The organism is Tessaracoccus luoxuelianae (assembly GCF_055326245.1).
The window spans coordinates 74837-96790 of record NZ_JBUZNO010000004.1; the positions used below are offsets into that span (position 1 = coordinate 74837).

General features: G+C 69.3%; 22 protein-coding genes. 13 read left to right on the forward strand and 9 right to left on the reverse strand.

All coding sequences use genetic code 11. From position 1 onward, the window contains the following. Position 1 precedes the first annotated feature (1 nt). Both ACZK39_RS07215 and cysK read right to left on the reverse strand, forming a co-directional pair. Positions 2-835, reverse strand: coding sequence for an NAD-dependent epimerase/dehydratase family protein (locus ACZK39_RS07215; protein WP_459054811.1), 834 nt, complete (start codon positions 833-835; stop codon positions 2-4). Between the two features lie 73 nt (positions 836-908). After that, positions 909-1838: a cysteine synthase A gene (cysK, locus tag ACZK39_RS07220; protein WP_463612934.1), complete on the reverse strand. Its 930-nt coding sequence runs from the start codon at positions 1836-1838 to the stop codon at positions 909-911. A gap of 86 nt (positions 1839-1924) precedes the next feature. Between cysK and guaA the strand changes: the two genes are divergently transcribed. Next, entirely contained in the window at positions 1925-3478 is a 1554-nt protein-coding gene (gene guaA / locus ACZK39_RS07225; protein WP_459054810.1) for a glutamine-hydrolyzing GMP synthase, read from the forward strand. Between the two features lie 9 nt (positions 3479-3487). Here guaA and ACZK39_RS07230 read toward each other — a convergent pair whose 3' ends face one another. From ACZK39_RS07230 to ACZK39_RS07240, 3 genes are read right to left on the reverse strand one after another with little or no spacing between them, the layout of a single operon-like run. Beyond that, positions 3488-3760 carry a PspC domain-containing protein gene (locus tag ACZK39_RS07230; protein ID WP_459054809.1) on the reverse strand — a complete coding sequence of 91 codons (273 nt, stop codon included), beginning with the start codon at positions 3758-3760 and terminating at the stop codon, positions 3488-3490. After that, positions 3757-3954: a DUF308 domain-containing protein gene (locus ACZK39_RS07235; RefSeq protein ID WP_182784449.1), complete on the reverse strand. Its 198-nt coding sequence runs from the start codon at positions 3952-3954 to the stop codon at positions 3757-3759. Before ACZK39_RS07235 ends, ACZK39_RS07230 begins: the two co-directional genes overlap by 4 nt. Then, positions 3951-5084, reverse strand: coding sequence for a PspC domain-containing protein (locus ACZK39_RS07240; protein ID WP_463612935.1), 1134 nt, complete (start codon positions 5082-5084; stop codon positions 3951-3953). The genes ACZK39_RS07235 and ACZK39_RS07240 overlap by 4 nt, the downstream gene beginning before the upstream one ends. Positions 5085-5220: 136 nt before the next feature. Between ACZK39_RS07240 and ACZK39_RS07245 the strand changes: the two genes are divergently transcribed. Together ACZK39_RS07245 and ACZK39_RS07250 are read left to right on the forward strand one after the other, a co-directional pair. Continuing rightward, on the forward strand, positions 5221-6474 hold the full coding sequence (locus ACZK39_RS07245) for an ATP-binding protein (protein WP_182784446.1): 1254 nt from the start codon (positions 5221-5223) through the stop codon (positions 6472-6474). After that, positions 6471-7130 carry a response regulator gene (locus ACZK39_RS07250; protein WP_463612936.1) on the forward strand — a complete coding sequence of 220 codons (660 nt, stop codon included), beginning with the start codon at positions 6471-6473 and terminating at the stop codon, positions 7128-7130. The genes ACZK39_RS07245 and ACZK39_RS07250 overlap by 4 nt, the downstream gene beginning before the upstream one ends. Before the next feature lie 76 nt (positions 7131-7206). Here ACZK39_RS07250 and ACZK39_RS07255 read toward each other — a convergent pair whose 3' ends face one another. After that, on the reverse strand, positions 7207-7470 hold the full coding sequence (locus tag ACZK39_RS07255; protein WP_459054805.1) for a GlsB/YeaQ/YmgE family stress response membrane protein: 264 nt from the start codon (positions 7468-7470) through the stop codon (positions 7207-7209). Between the two features lie 106 nt (positions 7471-7576). On the opposite strand from ACZK39_RS07255, the gene ACZK39_RS07260 reads away from it, so the two are divergent. Further along, positions 7577-7918 carry a hypothetical protein gene (locus tag ACZK39_RS07260; protein ID WP_182784440.1) on the forward strand — a complete coding sequence of 114 codons (342 nt, stop codon included), beginning with the start codon at positions 7577-7579 and terminating at the stop codon, positions 7916-7918. 4 nt (positions 7919-7922) lie between these two features. On the opposite strand, the gene ACZK39_RS07265 is transcribed toward ACZK39_RS07260, so the two are convergent. Next, positions 7923-9155 (reverse strand): phospholipase D-like domain-containing protein, encoded by a 1233-nt coding sequence (locus ACZK39_RS07265; RefSeq protein WP_463612937.1) that lies wholly within the window; start codon positions 9153-9155, stop codon positions 7923-7925. A 57-nt stretch (positions 9156-9212) separates the two neighbouring features. Here ACZK39_RS07265 and pcrA point away from each other — a divergent pair, with 57 nt between their 5' ends. Next, positions 9213-11633 carry a DNA helicase PcrA gene (gene pcrA / locus ACZK39_RS07270; RefSeq protein ID WP_182784438.1) on the forward strand — a complete coding sequence of 807 codons (2421 nt, stop codon included), beginning with the start codon at positions 9213-9215 and terminating at the stop codon, positions 11631-11633. On the opposite strand, the gene ACZK39_RS07275 is transcribed toward pcrA, so the two are convergent. Next, entirely contained in the window at positions 11630-12634 is a 1005-nt protein-coding gene (locus ACZK39_RS07275) for a M23 family metallopeptidase (protein WP_182784436.1), read from the reverse strand. The two genes, pcrA and ACZK39_RS07275, sit on opposite strands and share 4 nt — an antisense overlap. Positions 12635-12877: 243 nt before the next feature. On the opposite strand from ACZK39_RS07275, the gene sucC reads away from it, so the two are divergent. Both sucC and sucD read left to right on the forward strand, forming a co-directional pair. Further along, on the forward strand, positions 12878-14053 hold the full coding sequence (gene sucC / locus ACZK39_RS07280; protein WP_182784434.1) for an ADP-forming succinate--CoA ligase subunit beta: 1176 nt from the start codon (positions 12878-12880) through the stop codon (positions 14051-14053). Between the two features lie 5 nt (positions 14054-14058). Next, the gene (gene sucD / locus ACZK39_RS07285; protein ID WP_182784432.1) at positions 14059-14955 is read left to right on the forward strand and encodes a succinate--CoA ligase subunit alpha; all 897 of its coding nucleotides are present in this window, start codon (positions 14059-14061) and stop codon (positions 14953-14955) included. A gap of 11 nt (positions 14956-14966) precedes the next feature. Here the strand turns inward: sucD and ACZK39_RS07290 are convergent, their stop codons facing one another. Continuing rightward, entirely contained in the window at positions 14967-16565 is a 1599-nt protein-coding gene (locus tag ACZK39_RS07290; protein ID WP_463612938.1) for a hypothetical protein, read from the reverse strand. A 97-nt stretch (positions 16566-16662) separates the two neighbouring features. Between ACZK39_RS07290 and ACZK39_RS07295 the strand changes: the two genes are divergently transcribed. The 6 genes from ACZK39_RS07295 to ACZK39_RS07320 are packed head-to-tail and all read left to right on the forward strand — an operon-like array spanning position 16663 to position 21890. Next, a complete protein-coding gene (locus tag ACZK39_RS07295; RefSeq protein WP_182784428.1) occupies positions 16663-17916 on the forward strand; it encodes a cell division protein PerM in 1254 nt (417 codons plus the stop codon). Positions 17917-17925: 9 nt separating this feature from the next. Continuing rightward, positions 17926-18501 (forward strand): phosphoribosylglycinamide formyltransferase, encoded by a 576-nt coding sequence (gene purN, locus ACZK39_RS07300; RefSeq protein WP_182784426.1) that lies wholly within the window; start codon positions 17926-17928, stop codon positions 18499-18501. Then, the gene (gene purH, locus ACZK39_RS07305; protein ID WP_463612939.1) at positions 18480-20057 is read left to right on the forward strand and encodes a bifunctional phosphoribosylaminoimidazolecarboxamide formyltransferase/IMP cyclohydrolase; all 1578 of its coding nucleotides are present in this window, start codon (positions 18480-18482) and stop codon (positions 20055-20057) included. Before purN ends, purH begins: the two co-directional genes overlap by 22 nt. 14 nt (positions 20058-20071) lie before the next feature. Then, positions 20072-20926 (forward strand): bifunctional methylenetetrahydrofolate dehydrogenase/methenyltetrahydrofolate cyclohydrolase, encoded by an 855-nt coding sequence (locus ACZK39_RS07310; protein WP_463612940.1) that lies wholly within the window; start codon positions 20072-20074, stop codon positions 20924-20926. Continuing rightward, on the forward strand, positions 20916-21209 hold the full coding sequence (locus tag ACZK39_RS07315) for a DUF3017 domain-containing protein (RefSeq protein ID WP_182784420.1): 294 nt from the start codon (positions 20916-20918) through the stop codon (positions 21207-21209). Before ACZK39_RS07310 ends, ACZK39_RS07315 begins: the two co-directional genes overlap by 11 nt. A gap of 42 nt (positions 21210-21251) precedes the next feature. Then, entirely contained in the window at positions 21252-21890 is a 639-nt protein-coding gene (locus ACZK39_RS07320; RefSeq protein ID WP_463612941.1) for a vitamin K epoxide reductase family protein, read from the forward strand. The last annotated feature ends 64 nt before the right edge of the window (positions 21891-21954 follow it).

A 21954-nucleotide genomic window follows, 5' to 3' on the forward strand; every position in this document is an offset into this window, starting at 1 on the left:
GTCAGGCGGGCACCTCGTCGCGCCAGGAGTGCTGGGGTGCGAAGCCCATCTGCTCCTTCGCGGCCCGGTTGCTGAGCAGCGTGCCGAACTCCCCGACGCTGTCCGGAACCTCGATGCCGGGGTGGATCGCGGCCAGCGCCTCCCGCGTCGGCATGTCCAGGATGATGTCGTCTGCCGCGATGACGAAGGCATGCGAGCCGGACAGGCTGGCCGTCAGCGCGTCCTCGCAGGACCGGGCCACGTCGCGGGCGTCGATGTAGCCGAAGAGGTTCCAGCGACGCGCCTCGGGTTCCTTGGCGAAGGCCGGCTGCTGCGCGTAATCCTCGACCGTGAAGATGTTGGACAACCGGAGCCCGATGAAGGGGATGCCCGCCCACCGCGACACCTGCTCCGCCATGGTCTCGGTCATCACCTTCGACAGCGAGTAGGTGGAATTGGGCAGCGGGTAGTGGTCCTCGTCGACGGGGACGTAGCGCACCTCGTCGAACGGAAGCCCGAGCGTGGTCTCGCTGGAGGCGTAGACCACCCGCTTGAGCCCCAGCTTCCACGCGGCGATGAAGACGTTGTTGTTCATGGCCATGTTGGCGTTGAGGGTGTGCGAATCCGTGTGGATCCAGTCCGCAGGAATGTTGGCCAGGTGGATGACGGCGTCCGCCCCGGAGAGCACGTCCATGGCCTCGCCGAACTGGGTCAGGTCCGCCCGATAGAACTTGCCGCCATACCAGGCGGGGCGTCCGGCGACGTCAGTGGCGACGATCTCGTGGGCGGTGTCGACGAAGTGGCGGAGGGTGGCCTGGCCGGCTTTGCCCGAGGCCCCGGTGATGACGATGCGCATGGCCCCCAGCTTAGTGAGGCGGGGACGCGGAAAGGGGGCGCCCCGACCGCGGGACGCCCCCTTTCCGGCCAGGTCACTTCTCGAGCAGGCCCTCGAACAGGACGGTGGAGAGGTAGCGCTCGCCGAACGACGGGATGACCACCACGATGGTCTTGCCGGCGTTCTCGGGGCGCGCCGCCACCTCGACGGCAGCCGACAGCGCGGCACCGGAGGACAGGCCGACGAGGAGGCCCTCCTCCTGGGCAGCGCGGCGCGCGAACTCGACGGCATGGTCGATGTTGCGGGGGAGCACCTCGTCGATGACGGAGCGGTCCAGGATCTCCGGCACGAAGTTGGCGCCGATGCCCTGGATCTTGTGGGGGCCGGGCTGGCCGCCGGAGAGGATGGGGGACTCCTGCGGCTCCACGGCGACGATCTTCACCTCGGGCTTGCGCTCCTTGAGCACCTGGCCGACGCCGGTGATGGTGCCGCCGGTGCCGACGCCCGCCACCACGATGTCCACGGTGCCGTCGGTGTCGTCCCAGATCTCGACGGCGGTGGTGGTGCGGTGGATCTCCACGTTGGCCGGGTTCGCGAACTGGCGGGCGAGGACGCCGCCCCTCTCAGCCGCGATCTCCTCGGCCTTCTCGACGGCGCCGCGCATGCCCTGCGGCCCGGGCGTGAGCACCAGCTCGGCGCCGTAGGCGCGCAGCAGTGCGCGGCGTTCCAGCGACATCGTCTCAGGCATGGTCAGCACTACCTTGTAGCCGCGCGCGGCACCCACCATGGCCAGCGCGATGCCGGTGTTGCCGGAGGTGCCTTCGACGATGGTCCCGCCGGGCTGCAGCTGGCCGGAGGCCTCGGCCGCGTCGATGATCGAGACGCCGATGCGGTCCTTGACCGAATTCGCGGGGTTGTAGAACTCGAGCTTGGCCAGGACTGTCGCGTTGTCGCCGGCGATGCGGTTGAGCCGGACCAGGGGCGTGCGCCCGATGAGGGCGGTCACGTCAGAGTAAATGTTCATGTCGTCGCCAACCTTCCCCAACGCCCGGATATTCCCGCCGACGGGGGCGAAGTTGCTCCGGCAGGAAAGGCAATAGACTCCCTCCCATGACTGCCCAGCACGAGAAGGTCCTCGTCGTCGACTTCGGGGCGCAGTACGCCCAGCTCATCGCGCGGCGCGTCCGCGAAGCGAACGTCTACTCCGAGATCGTCAGTTCCTCGCTCGACGCCGACGCGATCCTCGCGCTGCGTCCTGCCGCCATCATCCTCTCCGGTGGGCCGTCGTCGGTCTACGAGGAGGGTGCGCCTGGTCTGGACACCAGGATCCTTGAGGCGGGCGTGCCCGTGCTGGGCATCTGCTACGGCTTCCAGGTGATGGCACAGGCGCTCGGCGGCACCGTCACCAAGACGGGGCAGCGCGAGTACGGCCGCACGTCGCTGTCCATCCATGACGGCGGGTGCCTGCTCGGCAGCCTGCCCAATACGCTCAACGTCTGGATGAGCCACGGGGACTCGGTCAGCCGGGCACCGAAGGGGTTCCGTGTGCTTGCCCGCACCGCGGGTGCGCCGGTGGCGGCGTTCGAGGACCTGGCCCGCAAGCTTGCCGGCGTCCAATGGCACCCCGAGGTCCTGCACTCGCAATGGGGTCAGCAGGTGCTGGAGCACTTCCTGTTCACCATCGCCGGGCTCACCCCGGACTGGACGGCCGAGAACATGGTCACCGAGAGCATCGACGCGGTGCGCGCCAAGGTGGGGGACCGCCGGGTGCTGTGCGGTCTGTCCGGCGGGGTGGACTCCGCCGTCGCCGCGGCGCTCGTGCAGCGGGCCATCGGCAATCAACTGACGTGCGTGTTCGTGGATCACGGCCTCCTCCGCGAGGGGGAGGCCGAGCAGGTCAAGAAGGACTTCGTGGCCGCCACCGGCGTGGACCTCGTGGTCGCGGACGAGCGCGATCGCTTCCTCGGCGCCCTGGCCGGGGTGACGGACCCGGAGGAGAAGCGCAAGATCATCGGCCGCGAGTTCATCCGCACGTTCGAGGCGACGGCGCGGGACCTTGCAGGAGAGCGGGGGATCGACTTCCTCGTCCAGGGCACGCTCTACCCGGACGTGGTGGAGTCCGGTGGCGGTGAGGGAACCGCCAACATCAAGAGCCACCACAACGTCGGCGGACTGCCCGATGACCTTGAGTTCACCTTGATCGAGCCGCTGCGCCAGATGTTCAAGGACGAGGTGCGAGCCGTCGGGGAGCAGCTGGGGTTGCCGGAGGAGATGGTGTGGCGCCACCCGTTCCCCGGCCCCGGGCTGGCCATCCGGATCATCGGCGAGGTCACCGAGGATCGGCTCAACATTCTTCGCCAGGCAGACGCGATCGCCCGCCACGAGCTGGCCGTGGCCAAGCTCGAGCGGGCGATCTGGCAGTTCCCCGTGGTGCTCCTCGCGGACGTGAGGTCCGTCGGGGTGCAGGGCGACGGCCGGACCTACGGCCACCCGATCGTCCTGCGGCCGGTGGTGTCTGATGACGCCATGACCGCGGACTGGGCCCGGCTGCCCTACGAGGTGATCGAGAAGATCTCCTCCCGGATCACCAACGAATGCCCCGAGGTCAACAGAGTGGTCGTCGACGTCACGAGCAAGCCGCCGGGCACCATCGAGTGGGAGTAGCCTCCCGGCTCAGATGTCGTACGGGGGCTCCTTGGGGGAGCCCGGCTTGCGGGTGTCGTACCACTGGCGGGCCTTGTCGAACCCCTCCTCGGCCAGGGAGCCGCCCTCGTCCTTGGGCATGACGGCCCACAGGATGAGGTAGGCCAGAATGCCGCTGCCGCCGAAGACGGCGATGAGGACGAAGGCGATCCGGACGATGGTCACGTCGAGGTTGAGGTAGCGCGCGATGCCTGCGCAGACGCCGCCGATCATGGCGCCGGTACTGGGACGGGTGAGCTTCATGGAAGTTCCTTTCGGGAATTCGTGCGGCCGCGGGAGGAGATGAGACCGATCGCGCCTGCGGCCACGAGGATGACGGCGAGGATCGGTTGGACAAAGGGCGCCGAGAGGTTCGGCGAGACGATCAGCACGATCCCGAAGCCGACGGCGGCGAGGCCGACGGCCAGGGCGGCCAGATCGAGTGGTGGGCGGTTCATGATCTCTCTTCCAGTGTGACCGCAGACAGGGTCGCGTCAACCCTGACGGTGAAATCCACCGGTGCGGCGGTTGAGTTGCCCGTCTCGACGCTCACATCGCTGAACATTTCGTTCGACGTGAGAGACAGCAGCGGTCCCGGGAGGAGGACGGTGACGTCCGAGGCGATCGCCTCGATGCGGACCTCGTCGATGCCGTCGAGATTCTCTGCGCCCAGGTCGACCACCCGCTCCTCGCCGACGACGGTGAGGGTCAGCACCGAGGCGTCGGCGGACGGCGCAACCGCGGACTCGGCGGCCCGCGGAGCGAGCCAGCCGCCCGCCACCATCGCGATCACCAGCACGCCCAGAAGGGGCCGTGGCACGCGCTTGGATCGTGCGACGACCGCGTAGAGTACCGCGAGCGAACCGCCCGCAACGAGCGCGGCTCCCAGGGCAAGCCCCGGGCCGGCGCCAAGGAGCACGCCCGTCACGGCGCCGGTGGCGAGCATCGCTACGAGGATCCCGAGACCGATCAGCCAAGCGGCCTTCGGACGGGGGCCCGACGGGGCGGCGCGGGGGGGCTCAGGGGCGTAGAGGTCCACGACGGGCAGACCGTCGTGGGCGCGCCCGGTGGCGGAGTGCATCTGGGAGCGCCAGTGGGCCACCAGGGCGTCGTCGCTCACGGCCCCGGCGCTGGTGTTCGTGCGCGTGTTCTGCGGCTGGGGCGCGGCGGGTGGCGACCACGTGCCGCCGAGCCGGCCCCGGCGGGCCAACACGAGAAGGGCCAGGAGAAGCACGCCGGGTCCCCATGGAAGTGGGCTGATCGAGCTGACCAGGCTGACCGCGGCCAGCGTGGTGAGGACGACCACAACCTTCTGGCCCGTGGGGGTCCAGCGGGCGAAGGCGGGGAGGAGTGCGTCCATGGGGCGCACACCGGTGGGGCTGCGGGTGAGCGCGGTGCCCCACGCGTACAGGGCCACGCCCAGGCCCCCGCTGAGGGCCAGCAGGGCGAACGCGACCCGCACCAGGACCACGTCGACGCCCATCCTTGTGGCGATGGCTGCGCAGAGACCGGAGCCCATGCCGGACTCCTGGCGCTGCAACGCGCCGAGGCTCGGATCGAGCCACCCCAGATCAAGCTCAGTGGACATGGACACCAGTCTGGTGCGGTGGCGCCGGCATCGCCATCGGGTGACCCCCTGAGGGGCACCTGAGTTGTGACGCCGGGGACCCTGGAAAGGACCCTGGACGCTGGTCTCCCCGTCGTCAGCGTGTCAGGCTGGGGCCATGACACAGCTGCCGGTTCCCATCGCGCCCGCGCGGGTTCCGCTGCGCCGCCAGAGCGAGGGCAAGGTCATCGCGGGAGTCGCGACAGGCCTGGCCTCGCACCTCGGTGTCCGGGTGGCGCACGTGCGGCTCGGATTCCTGGTCCTGGCCCTCTTCTCCGGCGCGGGGGTACTCGCGTACGGCGCGCTGTGGGTTCTCATGCCGCGCGCGACGGCCGAGGGCGAGCCCGTGGGCTTGGCGGCGGCCAGCCGCAGCGGAATGCGGCCGCAGCGCGTGGAGGCGCCGGCGGCGGACTCCGGCCTCCTCGTCGCAGGCGGGATGCTCGTCGTGGGGCTTCTGTGGCTGTTCGTCTCGGGTGGGATCATCTCCACCGCGCTGTTCTGGCCCATGGTGGTGGGCGGCGTGGGCGTCATCGTGATCTGGCTCCAGGTGGACGAGCGGGTCACCCCCCGCCCCGGCAGGCCTGGACGCGGTGGGCTGTGGTCGCGCGTGGCGCGCGGAGGCGGGGCGATGAGCATCGTCCGCTTGGTGGGAGGTCTCCTGCTGGTGGGGGCCGGCACCAGCTGGATCCTGGCCACCCAGGTGGGGCTGTCGCAACTCCCCGGGGTGTTGGGCGCCTCGGGGGTACTGCTGGCCGGTGTGCTGGTGGTGGCGGCCCCGTGGCTGTACCAGCAGCGAGGGCGGGTGCGGAGAGCCGACGCGGAGCGGCTGCGCGCCGAGGCACGGGCCGACATGGCGGCACACCTGCACGATTCGGTCCTCCAGACCCTGGCGCTCATCCAACGCCAGGCCTCCGACCCCGTCACGGTCGCGGGGCTCGCGAGGCGCCAGGAGCGCGAGCTGCGCACCTGGCTCTACGGCGAGTCCACCCGGGCCGCGTCCTTCCGCTCCGCGCTGCGCGGGGTGGTCGCCGACGTCGAGGCGGACTTCGCCGTCGACGTCGAGCTGGTCTGCGTGGGTGATGTCGCTGTCGATGACCGCGTGGAGGCGCTGGTGCTCGCCGTCGGAGAGGCCGTGACGAACGCGGCGAAGCACTCCGGCTCGCCGAGGGTGGACGTGTACGCCGAGGTTGACGGCCCGCGCATCGAGGTGTTCATCCGGGACCGCGGACGGGGCTTCGACGTCGACGCGGTACCGGAGGGGCGGATGGGCGTGCGAGAATCGATCAAGGCCCGGATGGATCGCTACGGCGGCAGTGCCGCGATCCGTTCAGGCCCCGAGGGCACCGAGGTGAAAGTGGAGATCGCCATATGAGCGAGGCGGCCGGACCGATACTGTTGCGCGTTGTCATCGTCGATGACCACGCCATGTTCCGTGCGGGGGTCCGGCATGAGATCGGGCCTCACTGCGACGTGGTGGGTGAGGGTGAGGACGTGAACACGGCTGTCGCGGCCATCACCGCCACCGTGCCGGACGTGGTGCTGCTTGACGTGCACCTCCCGGGTGGAGGTGGCGCGGAGGTGATCCGGAAGGTGTTGCCCTCGACCCCCCAGGTCAAGTTCCTTGCGCTCTCGGTCTCGGACGCGGCACAGGACGTGATCGGGGTGATCCGTGCCGGCGCTCGCGGCTACGTCACCAAATCAATCAGCTCGGAAGAGCTGTTGGAGGGCATCGCGCGCGTGGCTGCCGGCGATGCCGTGTTCTCCCCGCGCCTGGCCGGGTTCGTCCTCGACGCCTTCTCAGGGGCGGTGGACGTGTCCGGCATCGACGAGGAGCTGGACAGGTTGAGCGTCCGTGAACGTGAGGTGATGAAACTCATCGCACGCGGCTATTCCTACAAGGAGGTGGCGCGCGAGCTGTTCATCTCCATCAAGACGGTGGAGACCCACGTGTCCTCTGTGCTGCGCAAACTGCAGTTGTCCAATCGTCATCAATTGACGAAGTGGGCCACGGACCGCCACCTGATCTGATCCTGATAAAAACGCGAAAATAGGGGCGGTGCCGGATGACTCCGGCACCGCCCCTATTCTTGAACTACGGGTGTGATCAGGCCTTGCGCTTCTGCATCCAGCCATAGATGACCAGGATGAGCAGGGCGCCGAGGACCGAGAAGATCAGGCCCGAGACGGAGAAGATGTCTGAGTAGGACACGTTGAAGATCAGTCCGCCCAGGAAGCCGCCGAGCAGTGCGCCGGCGATGCCGAGGAGGATGGTGACGACCCATCCCCCGCCCTGACGGCCGGGGAGGATGGCCTTGGCGATAGCCCCGCCGAGGAGGCCGATGACGATGTAAGCAATGATTGTTCCCATATGTCCAGGATGCACCATATGGCGCGGATGGACAACTTGGAGGGTCATTGTCCGGGCGAACTCGGGGTCAATTCAGGGTGACTCATGGGTGGGATAGCCTCTCCGTATGGAATTGATTCATGACGTGTTGGTGCTACTACACTTCGTCGGATTTGCGGCCCTTTTCGGGGGCGCCTTTGTGCAGGTGAAGGGCCCATCGCGGGCCGTCAATGCCGCAATGGTCCACGGAGTGCTCACCCAGCTGGTCACAGGTCTGCTGCTGGTGGGCCTGGCGGAGATGGGTGACGGGGAGGTCAACCACCTCAAGGTGGGGATCAAGCTGGCGGTCGTCGTCGTCATCGCGGTGTTCGTGTTCATGAACCGCAAGAAGGAGACCTTGTCCGACGGGCAGTTCTGGGGCATCCTCGGCCTCACCCTGCTCAACGTCGTGGTGGCCGTCTTCGTCTGAGACCTCAGAAGAGCGGGCGCCACGGGCTGAGGAAGAGCTCCGTGGCCTTCGCCACGGGGGACCGCTCCCGCCACCTCTCCTCGGTCAGTTCGATGCAGTTCGACTCGTCGGTGAGGAACACGTCCTCCAGGTAGGACGCCACGCCCTCGTCGGTGACCTCGAGGTTGACCTCGTAGTTGCCCAGCAGGCTGAGGCGGTCCAGGTTGGCGGTGCCGATGGTGGACCACTGGCCGTCGATGGTGGCGGTCTTGGAGTGCACCATGGCCCCCTGGAACAGGTAGAGCCTGATCCCGGAGCGGAGCAGCTCAGCGTAGAAGCCGCGCGAGAGCCAGTCCGCCACCACGTGGTTGGAGCGTGCGGGCACGATGATGCGGACGTCCACGCCGCGGCGCACGGCGTCGCGCAACGCGCTCACGAGGTCGTCGTCGGGGATGAGGTAGGCATGCGTGAGCCAGATGTGGTGGCTGGCGCGGTCGATGGCCTCGAGGTACATGTTGCGGATGGGGTACACCTGGATGCGTGGAGTGTTGCGGTGCACCCGGACGGTGGGCTCCCACTCGCGCTGAGGGTTGTGCTCGATCCGGTCGCGCACCTTGCTGGGATGCATGTTCCAGAAGTCGACGAACGCGTTCTCAAGCTCCGCCACCCCGTCGCCGACGATGCGGGCGTGGGTGTCGCGCCACCCGGTGGCGTACAGGGAACCGATGTTGTAGCCGCCGATGAACCCGACCCTGCCGTCGACGGTGAGCAGCTTGCGATGGTCGCGGCCCCAGCTGCGTGGTGACCAGGGCAGCGGGAACGCCGGGTGGGGCATGGTGTTGACGGTGGAGGGAATGGCCCGGAAGAAGGCGCGGGGCACCACCAGGTTTGCGAACTCGTCCCAGACCGCGTGCACGCGGACTCCACGAGCCGCTGCGCGGGTGAGCGCCGCGCGGAATCGGAGCCCCTCGGCGTCGCCCTTCCAGATGAAGGTCTCGAAGTAGACGTGGTGCTCGGCCCCGTCGATGGCCTCGACCATCGCGTCGTAGACGTGCTCGCCGTAGGTGTAGACGGTCACCTCGTCGGCCCCGACGCCGATGGGCTCCGGCTTGGTGATGGGAAACTTGCGCAGCTTGCGCTGCTTCTTCCGGAGTGACTCGACGAGGGTGAGGGCCAGCATCGAGAGGATCTGGGCCAGCAACACGGCGGTGGTGATCCGGCCGAAGATCACCCGACCTCGGGAGAAGGCGTCACGCATGCCGCCAGCATATCGGCGGGAGGAGCGCCTGAGCGGGCGGTAGTGTTGGCCCCCGACATGAGTGACTCGCTGTTCCCGGACCTGTTCGCCGCGTTCCAGCCGGACCAGGCGCCGCCCGCCCGTTCCGGGGAGGAGCGGCCCGAGCGGCGCGCCTCAGCCAAGAAGGTCTCCGAGGAGCAACTCCTCGAGGGGCTCAATGCTCCTCAGCGGGAGGCGGTGCTGCACGCCGGCTCTCCCGTCCTGGTCGTGGCGGGCGCAGGCTCCGGGAAGACGCGGGTGCTGACACGGCGCATCGCCCATCTGGTCTCGCAGCGCAATGTCCATCCGGGCTCCGTGCTGGCGATCACCTTCACCAACAAGGCGGCCGCCGAGATGCGTGAGCGCGTCGTGGACCTGGTGGGGAACCGTGCCAAGCTGATGTGGGTCTCCACCTTCCACTCGGCGTGCGTGCGCATCCTGCGCCAGGACATCGACCGCTTCGGCCTGACCAAGAGCTTCTCGATCTACGACGACACGGACGCCAAACGTCTCATGTCACTGGTGTGCCGGGACCAGGAACTGGACCCCAAGCGCTACCCCGTCCGAGCGGTGATGAACAAGGTCAGCACCTTCAAGAACGAGCTGGTGGACTACGAGCGGGCCGCCCAAGAGGCGGTGTCCCCGCCCCAGAAGGTTTTTGCCGAGGCCTACGCCGAGTACCAGTCCCGGCTGGTGGCGGCCAACGCCTTGGACTTCGACGACCTGATCATGACGGCGGTGCACCTCCTGCAGGCGTTTCCGGACGTCCGGGAGAAGTACCGGCGTCGCTTCCGCCACGTGCTCGTCGACGAGTACCAGGACACCAACCACGCGCAGTACGCGCTGGTGCGGGAGCTGTGCGCCGGCGACGTCGGCGGCGTGGTGGACGGATCCCCTCTGGTCGAGCCGGCGGAGTTGATGGTGGTGGGGGACTCGGACCAGTCCATCTACGCGTTCCGCGGCGCCACCATCCGCAACATCCTGGACTTCGAGAAGGACTATCCAGGCGCCCGGACGGTGGTGCTGGACCAGAACTACCGCTCCACGCAGAACGTCCTCACCGCGGCCAACTCGGTGATCTCGCGCAACCAGTCCAGGCGCGACAAGCACCTGTGGTCGGATCTCGGTGAGGGGGAGCTGATCGTCGGGTGGGTGGCCGACAGCGAGACGGACGAGGCGCAGTTCGTGGCCGACGAGATCGACCGGTTGAGTGATGCAGGCCTGTCGCAGTATGGCGACACAGCGGTCTTCTACCGCACGAACGCGCAGTCCAGAGCGTTCGAGGAGGTGTTCATCCGGGTGGGGATGCCCTACAAGGTGGTGGGAGGTGTGCGCTTCTACGAGCGTCGGGAGATCCGCGACGCGATCGCCTACCTGCGGGCCATCGTGAACCCGGCAGACGACGTGTCCGTGCGCCGGATCCTCAACGTGCCCAAGCGTGGCATCGGTGACCGGGCGGCCGCCGCGGTGTCCACCCTGGCCACCGGCCACCGGCTGAGCTTCTTCGACGCCCTACAGCGCGCGTCGGAGGCCCCGGGGCTGGCCTCCCGATCGCTGAAGCAGATTCAGGGCTTCGTGGACCTCATGAACCTGCACCGGGCCATGCTGGCGCAGGGCAAGCCGGCCGACGAGGTGCTGACGTCGATTCTGAAGGAGTCCGGCTACCTGCCCGAGCTCCAGGCATCGGTCGATCCGCAGGACCAGACCCGCATCGAGAACCTGATCGAGCTGGTCTCGGTGGCGGCTGAGTTCGTTGCGGCGGCCAACACGATCGACCTGGACGACGATACCGTCGAGTCCGGCCTGGTCGCGGGGATGCCTGAGCCGGACGACTCCCTGCCGGCCTTCCTGGAGCGGATCGCCCTGGTGGCCGACTCGGACCAGGTGCCGGACCACGAGGACGGTAAGGGCGTGGTGACGCTGATGACGCTGCACACCGCCAAGGGCCTGGAGTTCGACACGGTGTTCCTCACCGGCATGGAGGAGGGCATGTTCCCGCACATGCGAGCCCTGACGGACCCGGAGGAGCTGGAGGAGGAGCGTCGGCTGGCCTACGTCGGCATCACACGGGCGCGCAGAAGGCTGTTCCTCAGCAGGTCCCAGGTGCGGGTGGTCTTCGGATCCCCCCAGTACAACCCGCCGTCGCGATTCTTCGACGAAGTGCCCCCGCACGTGCTGGACTGGCGCCGCACCGGCGCTGCCACGACCACGTGGGCCAGCTCCGCGGCCACCCGCAACCGTCAGACCTCGGCGTCTGTGGCGAGCTTCGGATCAGGGCAGGGGCCGCTGAAGACGGTGTTCAGCGTGGCCACGGGGGATCGGGTGCTGCACGCGGCTTTCGGCATGGGTGACGTGCTGGCCGTCCACGGAGTGGGGGACGCCACGAAGGTGGACGTGGACTTCGGGTCTGCGGGCACGAAGAGGCTGAGCCTCAAGCATGCCCCGATGGAGAAGCTTTAGCCCACGCCCAGCGAGCGGAGGAAGGTCATCGGGTTCGAGGCGGAGTACACGTCGCCGGGGGTCACGCCCGGCTTGTAGTACTCGAAGTGGAGGTGGGCGCCGAAGGAGCGTCCGGTGTTGCCGACGTAGCCGATCAGCTGCCCGGGGCGAACGGTCTCGCCGGCGCCGACCACCTTCCGGCTCATGTGGGCGTAGAGGGTGGAGCCGCCGTTGCTGTGCTGGATCACCACGTTGATGCCCGCCCAGCCGCCGGCGGTGGGGCTGAGCACCACACCGGAGGCGGCCGCGTAGATGGGAGTGCCGACAGGGGCCGGGAAGTCCTGGCCGGTGTGGTACCGCGACCAGCTTCCGGTCGCGCCGAATCCGGCACCGATGCGGTAGTTGGACTTGACGGGCATCGAGCCGCCCTTGGTGGTGAGGTTGGTCACGTCCTGGGAGCTGAGGTTCTCCTTGCCCGCTGCTGCAGCGGCGGCGGCCTTCTTGGCCTCCTCGAGGCGCTTGGCCGCCTCTTCGGCTTCCTTCTTCAGCTTCGCGCTCTGCGCGGCCACGAGCGTCATGTCCTCGTCCATGAGGCGCTGGCGTTCGGTGGAGTTGGTCATCCACTCGGTCTGTGCGGCGGACTCGACGGAAGCGTCCAGGGTCTCGTCGCGCTCCTTGGCGGCCTCGTCCGCGACCGCTTCGGTCAGGTTGGCCCGCACCGCGGTGCGGCTGACCTCCTGGGAACGGTCGGCGAAGCCCATGGCCGCGGCAGACGCGGCGGCGGCGGGAACGGCGGCGTCGAGCGACTCGCTCGCGGTGTCGCCACCGTCGCGCGCGGTGAAGGCGAAGGCGAACAGGGCGCTCACGGACAGGGCGCCGGCCACGCCGAGCGCGACGATGCGACGGCTGACGGCAAACGGCAGGGCAGGCGTGGAGCGGCGGGCTGGGTGGGCGTCAATCTCGACGATGTCGTCGATCTCCGCGGCGCGACGGGGGTTGCGCACTGGCGTGGCGTCGTTCACCTGGCTCCTAGCCTTGTTCGGGGGGTTCTGAGAAAACCTTAACAGTTCTCAGGTTTCTCTCAAAGTCGAGCAGCCGAGGCGGTCCGAGTCGTGAGACGATGCTTGTCAGGACCACATGTGGCTCCCGCGGGTGCGCACAACAGGAGCCAGGTCGAGCGGGCCGGGCCGATCCGTCAGGCCCTTCCGTCCCTTCGGGCCGCCGGGTAGTCTGGCGGAGTTTGATCGACCAACCGAAGGACCACCGTGGATCTCCTCGAGTATCAAGCCCGCGACCTGTTCGAACAGTTCGACGTGCCCGTCCTCCCCGGCCGCATCGCCACCACCCCTGAGGAGGCGCGCGCGGCCTACCTGGAACTCGGCGCGGACCTCGTGGTGATCAAGGCGCAGGTCCGCACGGGCGGCCGTGGAAAGGCAGGCGGCGTGAAGCTCGCCCGCGGCGAGGACGCCGTCATGAAGACGGCGGGCGAGGTGCTCGGCCTGGACATCAAGGGGCACGTGGTCGAGACCGTCATGCTCAGCCCTGGCGCGGACATCGCGGAGGAGTTCTACTTCTCCATCCTCCTGGACCGCGCCGCCGGCGGGTTCATCGCGATGTGCAGCATCGAGGGCGGCGTGGACATCGAGACCTTGGCGGTAGAGCGGCCGGAGGCGCTGCTCCGGCTGGACCTGGACCCCGTCGAGGGGATCTCCCAGGCCGTGGCTCAACGCATCGTGACCGACGCGGGATTCATGCCCGAGGACCACCAGAAGGTCTCCGCGGTGCTCAGGAAGCTGTGGCGGACCTTCAAGGAATCTGACGCCACACTGGTGGAGGTCAATCCGTTGGTGAAGACCGGCGCCGGCGACATCATCGCCCTCGACGGCAAGGTCACCCTGGACGGCAACGCTGACTTCCGCCACCCGGAATGGGAGCGCTACGAGGAGACCACCGGGGACGTGGATCTCGAACGTCAGGCACGCAACCTGGACCTCAACTACGTCAAGCTCGACGGCAGCATCGGCGTGATCGGCAATGGCGCCGGCCTCGTGATGAGCAGTCTCGACGTGGTGGCGGCCGCCGGCGAGGAACTGCCCGGCCGGCCGCGTCCCGCGAACTTCCTCGACATCGGCGGTGGCGCGTCGGCCAACGTGATGGCCAACGGGTTGCGCATCATCATGAGCGACCCGCAGGTCAAGAGCGTCTTCGTCAACATCTTCGGCGGAATCACGGCCTGCAGTGATGTGGCCAACGGCATCGTCAACGCGCTGGACATGCTGGGCGCCGAGGCGCGCCTGCCCATCGTGGTGCGGCTCGACGGCAACTCCGTCGAGGTCGGCAAGGCCATCCTCGCCGAGGCCAATCATCCGTTGATCACTGTCAAGAACACCATGGACGAGGCGGCCCGAGCGGCCGCCCGGTTCGCGGCCGAAGGGAACTGACTCCGATGTCGATCTTCATCAACGCGTCCTCGCGCGTCCTGGTCCAGGGCATGACGGGCAAGGAGGGGCGCAAGCACACGCAGCGCATGATCATGTCGGGCACCCGCGTCGTGGGCGGCGTCACGCCTGGCAGGGCGGGAGAGGCGGTCCTCTTCGAGGAGGACCCGGTGCCCGTGTTCGGGTCCATGGTTGAGGCGGTCGCGGCCACCCATGCCGATGTGTCGGTGGTGTTCGTGCCGCCGAAGTTCGCCAAGGAGGCCGTCCTGGAGGCGGTGGAGGCCGAGGTGGGCCTGTGCGTGGTGATCACCGAGGGGATCCCGGTGCACGACGCGGTCGAGTTCCACGCGGCGGCCCGCGGTTCGCGGACCCGGATCATCGGCCCCAACTGCCCCGGCCTCATCTCTCCCGGCAAGTCCAACGTCGGCATCATCCCGGCCCACATCTCGGGACCGGGCCGCATCGGCCTGGTCTCGAAGTCCGGCACGCTCACCTATCAGATGATGTACGAGCTGCGCGATCACGGCTTCTCGACGGCGGTGGGCATCGGCGGTGACCCGGTGGTGGGTACCAGGCACATCGACGTGCTGCAGGCTTTCGAGGAGGACCCCGACACGGACCTCATCGTCATGATCGGTGAGATCGGCGGCGACGCCGAGGAGCGTGCGGCGGCCTACATCGCAGACCACATCACCAAGCCCGTGATCGGGTACGTGGCCGGTTTCACCGCGCCGACCGGACGGACGATGGGCCACGCCGGCGCCATCATCACCGGATCGGCCGGTACCGCACAGGCGAAGAAGGCCGCGTTGGAGGCCGCGGGGGTGCTGGTGGGGGAGACCCCGTCGCTGACCGCTGGACTGGTGCGCGACGCCATCGCGCACCTGCGCCACACCCTGGTCTGACGCGGAGCGGGTCAGCCCTGGCTGGCCCGCACCGGGATCCGCAGCGCCAGCTCCGTGAGCTGCGCGTCGGTGAACGAGTAGGCCGCCGTCACGGTGATGATTGTGTAGGACACGTGCTCCCCGGCCACGCTGACGACGAGCCGGTACGGCACGCCCGTGTCGTCGGCGGTGGCCTGAGTGACGGAGAAGAGACGCGAGGAGACCGGCAGACCAGCCTCGCCGGTGCCCGTCACTGCCGGCAGCTCGCTGACGGTGGCGGTGTTGACGCGGTCCTTGCAGCTGGCGATGGCGTTGCCCAGCTTGGTGGCGAAGGCCGTGGCGCCAGCTGCGTCCGGGAACGTGAAGCGCAGCTCGTCCACGCCGAACGTGTCCGGCGCCTGGTCGTCCTGCGTCATCAGGTAGGTCGCCTGCCGCCGCTCGGTGGGGCCGGGCTCACTCACCAGAGTCAGGTTCTCGCACCCCATCCCTGCGCTCGTGAGGTCTGTGGGGTCCGAGGCCGTCCACCGGCCGGACCCGGGCCTGATCCGGGGAAGGTCCGAGGGGATCAGCCAGCCGACGGGTTCGGCCGCCGGGACCACCGCGTCGGTGATGGTGGGCTCCGGGGCGCAGGTGGCGGCCTCGATGGTGCACAGCGTGCCCTGCGGGCGGGCGAGGGCGTCGGCGGCGAGCTGCGCTTCGACGGGGCTGCTGGTCCGGGCCACGTCCAGCAGCTGGATGGCACTGCCCACGCGTGTCATCAGGAGCGTGTGGTACTGGATGGGCACGTCCTCGAAGACCACTGAGATCTGAAAGGCCTCGTCGCCCATCCCCTCGACCGAGGTCGCCCGGACGATCCGGGCCGGGATCTCGTCGCAGCTCGCCAGCGCGGTGCTGCGGTTGGCGAACACCTGCTGCGCCGCGGCGGGTGAGGCGTAGGTTTCGATGCGGTGCAGCGCGGCGAGCTGGTCTTCGTCTGAAGTGGCGAGGGTGCGCTGTAGTGAGGAGGTGGGGTTCTGGTCCTCGGTCTGGGTGCTCAGGCAGGCGACGCGGCCCTCATGGTCCGCGGCGGCGCTGCTGGTGTGGGTCACCGACCACGAGGCGGCCGCCGCGATGCCGGCCAGATCCTCGCCGGTGACGAGGTCCTCCGGTGCCGCGACGACGGTGGGGCTCGCGCTCGCCGACGCCGCGGCCGAGCCGCTCGGTGAGGCGCTCTGTGAGGTGGCCGGCTCCGCTCCCCTCGAGGCGTAGAAGGCGATCATGCCGACGGCGAGTGCCCCCACCAGGCCTCCCAATGCCCAGACGGCGAGGCCTGGGCGCGCAGGCTGCGTTCGCGGGGGCGGCGCAGGCGTCTCCGCCTCGAGGGGGGTCGATGAGGATAGGGCGGACCTGCGGGGCGCAGGGCTGGGGCTGTCGGCCACCTCGCCGGCCGAGCGCGGGAACACGGGGGCAGGGATCGGAGTCTCGCCCTGTGGCTCGTCGGAGTCCGGGCGCGAGAATGCGGCGGCGTCGTCTGTGGAGCCGCGTCGCGGGCGGAAGATGTCGTCTGCTGGGGTAGGGTCCGTGTCCGGCGGGGATGAGGTGTCCGCGTCGGAGAGCCAGGCCCGTCTGGGGCTTCCTTCGCTTTCAGGCATCTCATTCACCTCCCAGTGGCCGCGACAGCGGGTTTCGTGGGGCAACCCTACCGCCGTCGGCAACACGAAGGCGCAGATCCACGAGGGGACTTCAGAGATGGCGAAACGCACGGCGACCCACCGGACCGTCGCGGTGGACGTGGACGCGCAGGAGCCCGCTACGCACCGTGAGTGGCCCTGGCCCTGGTATGTGGTGGCCGTCGGAGGACCGCTGGCCGTCCTGGCGGCGGGTTGGCTGGTGCTCAGCGCGTTGGCGATGCTGGGCTGGCTGACGTCGCCCGAGGCTCAGCTCTCCGACGCGCTGGGGCTCTCCACCGGGCTGCTGGTTCTGGCGCACGGGGCGCCCGTGGTGATCGGGGGCCTGCAGGTGTCGGTGGCGCCTCTGGGGCTGACCGTCGCGCTGGTGTTCCTCGCCCTCCCGTTGGCATCGATGGCGGCCAGGCAGGCGGCGCGGCAGGAGGCCCTCCCTGACGACACGGGGAGAATTTGGGCAGACACCGAGGCGATCGTCACCCGGGTGGGCGGCACCTTCGGCGCGGTCTACGCCGCGGCCCTCTCGCTTCTGGCAGCCTCGATCGGCGCAGGGTCCCTGCGTGCGGTGGTCGGTGGGGTGGCGGTCGGCGGCATCGCCGGGCTCTGGGGCGCCTCACGCGGGGTGGGCCACGATCCCACCGCCGAGTGGCCGGCGTGGCTGCGCGCCGCGCCGAAGGCGCTGGGGGCCGCCATGCTCACCGTCCTGGCCGGCTCGGCGGCAGTGCTGGTGGTGGCACTGGTCCAGGGCCGCGACAGCATCACCGCGATCGTCGAGGGTCTCGACGGCGGCGGGGTGGGGCTCTTCCTGCTCGTGATCCTGCACCTCGCCTACCTGCCCAACCTGCTCCTCGCGTGCGCGTCCTGGATGCTGGGCGCCGGGGTGACGGTCGGCGATGGCTCCCTCGTCAGCATGGCCACCACGGACGTCGGTCTCCTCCCGGCGATTCCGGCGTTCGGCCTCGTTCCGGTGGGGGCTGAGGTCTCCATGACGTCGTTCTGGTGGCTGCTCGTCGGCGTGGCGGCCGGGGCGGTGGCCGGCCTCGCCGTCGCCTGGGCGAGGCCTCGCGCGCGCTTTGACCAGACGGCGCTGGTGGGGGGGCTGTCCGGTGTCGCCGCCGGGGCCGCCGTCACCGTCCTCGCTGCGCTGGGCTCCGGCGGGTTGGGCGGCACCCGGCTCGCCCTCGTGGGGGCCCGGGTGCCGGAGCTCGCCGTCTTCGCGCCGACCCTCCTAGGGCTCTCCGGCATGGTGACGGGACTGATCGTTGGCCTGATCCGCCGGCCGGTCGCCCAGCCGGCTGAGGCCGGCGCCACCCCTTAGGATGGGCGGGTGACCACCCACGTCGTCGTCCTGCTGTCCGGCTCCGGCACCCTCTGCACGGCGCTGCTCGACGCGATCGACGGCGGGGAGGTGGATGCCCGTGTGGTCGCCGTCGTGTCTGACCGTGAGGATGCGCAGGGCCTGGCTCGCGCCCGTGAGCGTGGCATCCCCGCGGTGGCCCATCCGCTGGCCGCAGGCGCAGACCGGGCGGCGTGGGACGCGGCGCTGCGCGACATCGTGGGGGCCTACGATCCGGACCTGGTGGCCTCCGCGGGTTTCATGAAGCTGCTCGGCCCGGCCTTCCTCGATCGATTCGGGGGCCGCACCATCAACACGCATCCGGCGCTGCTGCCGAGCTTCCCAGGCATGCACGGTCCCCGCGATGCGCTCCGCGCCGGGGTGAAGGTTTCCGGTGCCACCGTCTTCATCGTCGATGCCGGGGTGGACACCGGTAGGATCCTCCTGCAGCGCGCCGTGGACGTGCTACCGGACGACGACGTGGATTCTCTCCACGAACGCATCAAAGTGGCCGAGCGCCGCCTGCTCATCCAGGCCGTGGCCGAATGGAAAGAGGGCAAACCGTGACCGATCTCATCCCGCTGCGCCGAGCTCTGGTCTCGGTCTACGACAAGACTGGGCTGGCGGACCTGGGCCGCGAGCTGCACGCCTCCGGCATTGAGATCGTGTCGACGGGCTCCACGGCAAAGACCCTGGCGAACGCGGGCGTGCCGGTGACGCCCGTGGAACAGGTCACCGGGTTCCCTGAGTGCCTCGACGGCCGCGTCAAGACGCTGCACCCGCACGTGCACGCCGGTATCCTGGCGGACCGCAGGCTCGAGACGCACCGCAGACAGCTCGACGAACTCGGCGTGGCCCCGTTCGATCTGGTGATCACCAACCTGTACCCCTTCGCCGCGACAGTCGCGTCCGGCGCCTCCGAGGACGAGTGCGTCGAGCAGATCGACATCGGCGGGCCCACGATGGTGCGGGCCGCCGCGAAGAACCACCCGAGTGTCGCGGTGATCACCTCCGCCGAGCAGTACCCCATGCTGCGGGCGGCCCTGGCAGCCGGCGGTTTCACCCTCCAGCAGCGCAAGCAGCTGGCGGCGGCCGCATTCGTGCACACCGCCACCTACGACGTGGCCGTCGCGTCATGGATGGGCAACGTGGTCACCGACACCTCAGGCGGCACCGGGTTCCCCGCCTGGGTGGGCGCCACGTGGCACAAGGTGGCGGACCTGCGCTACGGCGAGAACTCGCACCAGGCGAGCGCTGTCTACCGCAACGGGGACGGCACCGACGGGCTCGCCGACGCCACGCAGCTCCACGGCAAGGAGATGAGCTACAACAACTACGTGGACGCGGACGCCGCGCGCCGCGCCGCCTACGATTTCGACGGCCCCGCCGTGGCCATCATCAAGCACGCCAACCCGTGCGGCATAGCCGTCGGGGCGGACGTCGCGGAGGCGCACCGCAAGGCCCACGCCTGCGATCCGGTCTCGGCGTTCGGCGGCGTCATCGCCGCGAACCGGCCCGTCAGCGTGGAGATGGCCCGGCAGGTCTCCGAGGTGTTCACCGAGGTGATCGTGGCGCCGGGCTACGAGGAGGGCGCCGTTCAGGTGCTCGCCGCGAAGAAGAACCTCCGCATCCTGCTGGCGCAGGATGCGCACAACGCGGGCACCGCGCTGCGGCAGATCGACGGCGGCCTGCTGTTGCAGCAGACAGACGCCATCGACGCACCTGGCGACGACCCGTCGGCCTGGACCCTCGCGGCCGGCGAGCCGGCGGACGAGCAGACGCTCGCCGACCTCGAGTTCGCGTGGCGGGCCGTGCGCGCCGTCAAGTCCAACGCCATCCTGCTGGCCTCCGACGGCGCCTCCGTGGGCGTCGGCATGGGCCAGGTCAACCGGGTGGACTCCTGTCATCTGGCAGTGACCCGGGCCGGCGAGCGTGCCGCCGGGTCGGTGGCCGCCTCGGACGCCTTCTTCCCCTTCGCCGACGGCGCCCAGGTCCTCATCGACGCCGGCGTCCGCGCCATCGTGCAGCCGGGCGGATCGGTTCGTGACCAGGAGGTCATCGACGCAGCCGCCGCCGCGGGGGTCACCATGTACCTCACCGGCACCCGCCACTTCTTCCACTGACACCAGGAGGCACCGTGACCGCCCAGAGACTCGACGGCAAGGCCACCGCCGCCGCCATCAAGGCCGAACTCGCTGTCCGGGTGGCGGCGCTGCGGGACCGCGGCGTGGTGCCGGGGTTGGCCACGGTGCTCGTCGGTGAGGATCCGGCCAGCCAGAGCTACGTGAAGATGAAGCACCGCGACTGCGAGGAGGTGGGCATCGCCTCGATCCGGGTGCACCTCCCCGCTGACGCCACGAAGGCCCAGCTCCGGGAGGCCATCGAGTCGCTCAACGCGGACGAGGCGGTCACCGGCTACATCGTGCAGCTGCCCATCCCCAAGCACCTCGACGAGAACTGGGCGCTCGGCCTCATCGACCCGGACAAGGACGCCGACGGTCTGCACCCGATCAACCTCGGCCGCCTGGTCCTGAACGAGCCCGCCACCCTGCCGTGCACGCCGCGCGGCATCGTCGAGCTGCTGCGCCGCCACGGCGTGGAGCTGCGCGGCGCTGAGGTGTGCGTCGTGGGTCGCGGCATCACCGTGGGACGGCCGCTCGGCCTGATCCTCACTCGGCGCAGCGAGAACTCGACCGTCACCCTGTGTCACACCGGGACGCGGGATCTCGCTTCCCACACCCGGGCCGCGGACGTGGTGGTGGCCGCCGCCGGCGTACCGGGGATGATCACCGCCGACATGATCCGCGAGGGCGCCGTGCTGGTGGACGTCGGTGTCAGCCGGGTCGACGGCAGGACGGTCGGCGACCTCGCTCCGGACGTGTGGGACAAGGCGGCCTGGGTCACGCCCAACCCGGGCGGGGTTGGCCCGATGACCCGCGCCATGCTGCTGAGCAACGTCGTGGACCGCGCGGAAGCGCTGCATGCCGGATAGGCCGGACAAGCCAGCCGAGTCCTACCCCAGCAACCCGTGGCCTCTGCTCGGGGTGTTGGCGGTGGTGGGCGTCGGCGTGGGCTACGCGGCTCTGGGGCACTGGCGGCGGGCCGCGCTGATGGTGGCCGGGGCACTGCTGGTGGGTGCGCTGCTGAGGCTCGTCCTGTCCACGGAGATGGCGGGGCTGCTGGCGGTCCGGCGACGGTGGTTCGACGTCCTGGTGATGGCCGTCATGGGGCTGGCGATCACCGTGGTGGCCCTGGTGGTGCCCCCTTCGAGCTGACGCGCGGCGGCCCGCCGGCCCGGTCTGGTTACGATGGAGCCCATGGAAGCCATGGTCCACGAGGACGACACCGAAGCCCCCGAGGACCGCCCCAGCTCCCGGTCACGCACCGTGCTGTTCCTGGAGATGCTGGTGTTCGCCACGCTCAGCCTGATCGCCTCCTTCGTGCTGTCCTACGACGCCATCCTCATCGCGCAGAACCCCGACGTGGTGCTCAGCTGCTCCATCAACGCCGTCTTCGACTGCGTCACGGTGGGCTCCACCTGGCAGGCCAACGTGTTCGGGTTCCCCAACGCGTTCCTGGGCCTCATCGCCGAGCCGGTGGTGATGACCATCGCGGTGGCTTCCCTGGCCCGCACCCGGTTCCCGCGGTGGTTCATGTTCACCGCCAACGTCGTCTACTTCCTCGGCGTCATCTTCGCCTACTGGCTGCTGTTCCAGTCCACGTTCGTGATCGGCGCGCTATGTCCCTGGTGCATCGTTGTCACGCTGTCGACCACCTTCGTGTTCACCTCGATGACGCACTGGAACATCCTCGAGGGCAACCTGTTCCTCTCGCCGTCGGCGCAGGCCAAGGCGTTGGCTTTCGTGCGGGGAGGGTGGTTGACGATCACGCTGATGGTCTGGCTGGCGATCGTGGTGTTCATCGAGATCGCGCACTGGGTGTTCCGCATCATCTGAGACCCGCCCCGCCCGACCGGGGTGGCCGCGACCCCGCTAGAGTCAGTTTCGTCAGACGACAAGG

Coding starts and splice junctions, on each gene's coding strand:
- ACZK39_RS07215 (WP_459054811.1), bottom strand. CDS start 835: ATGCGCATCGTCATCACCGGGGCCTCGGGCAAAGCCGGCCAGGCCACC.
- cysK (WP_463612934.1), bottom strand. CDS start 1,838: ATGAACATTTACTCTGACGTGACCGCCCTCATCGGGCGCACGCCCCTG.
- guaA (WP_459054810.1), top strand. CDS start 1,925: ATGACTGCCCAGCACGAGAAGGTCCTCGTCGTCGACTTCGGGGCGCAG.
- ACZK39_RS07230 (WP_459054809.1), bottom strand. CDS start 3,760: ATGAAGCTCACCCGTCCCAGTACCGGCGCCATGATCGGCGGCGTCTGC.
- ACZK39_RS07235 (WP_182784449.1), bottom strand. CDS start 3,954: ATGAACCGCCCACCACTCGATCTGGCCGCCCTGGCCGTCGGCCTCGCC.
- ACZK39_RS07240 (WP_463612935.1), bottom strand. CDS start 5,084: ATGTCCACTGAGCTTGATCTGGGGTGGCTCGATCCGAGCCTCGGCGCG.
- ACZK39_RS07245 (WP_182784446.1), top strand. CDS start 5,221: ATGACACAGCTGCCGGTTCCCATCGCGCCCGCGCGGGTTCCGCTGCGC.
- ACZK39_RS07250 (WP_463612936.1), top strand. CDS start 6,471: ATGAGCGAGGCGGCCGGACCGATACTGTTGCGCGTTGTCATCGTCGAT.
- ACZK39_RS07255 (WP_459054805.1), bottom strand. CDS start 7,470: ATGGGAACAATCATTGCTTACATCGTCATCGGCCTCCTCGGCGGGGCT.
- ACZK39_RS07260 (WP_182784440.1), top strand. CDS start 7,577: ATGGAATTGATTCATGACGTGTTGGTGCTACTACACTTCGTCGGATTT.
- ACZK39_RS07265 (WP_463612937.1), bottom strand. CDS start 9,155: ATGCGTGACGCCTTCTCCCGAGGTCGGGTGATCTTCGGCCGGATCACC.
- pcrA (WP_182784438.1), top strand. CDS start 9,213: ATGAGTGACTCGCTGTTCCCGGACCTGTTCGCCGCGTTCCAGCCGGAC.
- sucD (WP_182784432.1), top strand. CDS start 14,059: ATGTCGATCTTCATCAACGCGTCCTCGCGCGTCCTGGTCCAGGGCATG.
- ACZK39_RS07290 (WP_463612938.1), bottom strand. CDS start 16,565: ATGCCTGAAAGCGAAGGAAGCCCCAGACGGGCCTGGCTCTCCGACGCG.
- ACZK39_RS07295 (WP_182784428.1), top strand. CDS start 16,663: ATGGCGAAACGCACGGCGACCCACCGGACCGTCGCGGTGGACGTGGAC.
- purH (WP_463612939.1), top strand. CDS start 18,480: ATGGAAAGAGGGCAAACCGTGACCGATCTCATCCCGCTGCGCCGAGCT.
- ACZK39_RS07315 (WP_182784420.1), top strand. CDS start 20,916: ATGCCGGATAGGCCGGACAAGCCAGCCGAGTCCTACCCCAGCAACCCG.
- ACZK39_RS07320 (WP_463612941.1), top strand. CDS start 21,252: ATGGAAGCCATGGTCCACGAGGACGACACCGAAGCCCCCGAGGACCGC.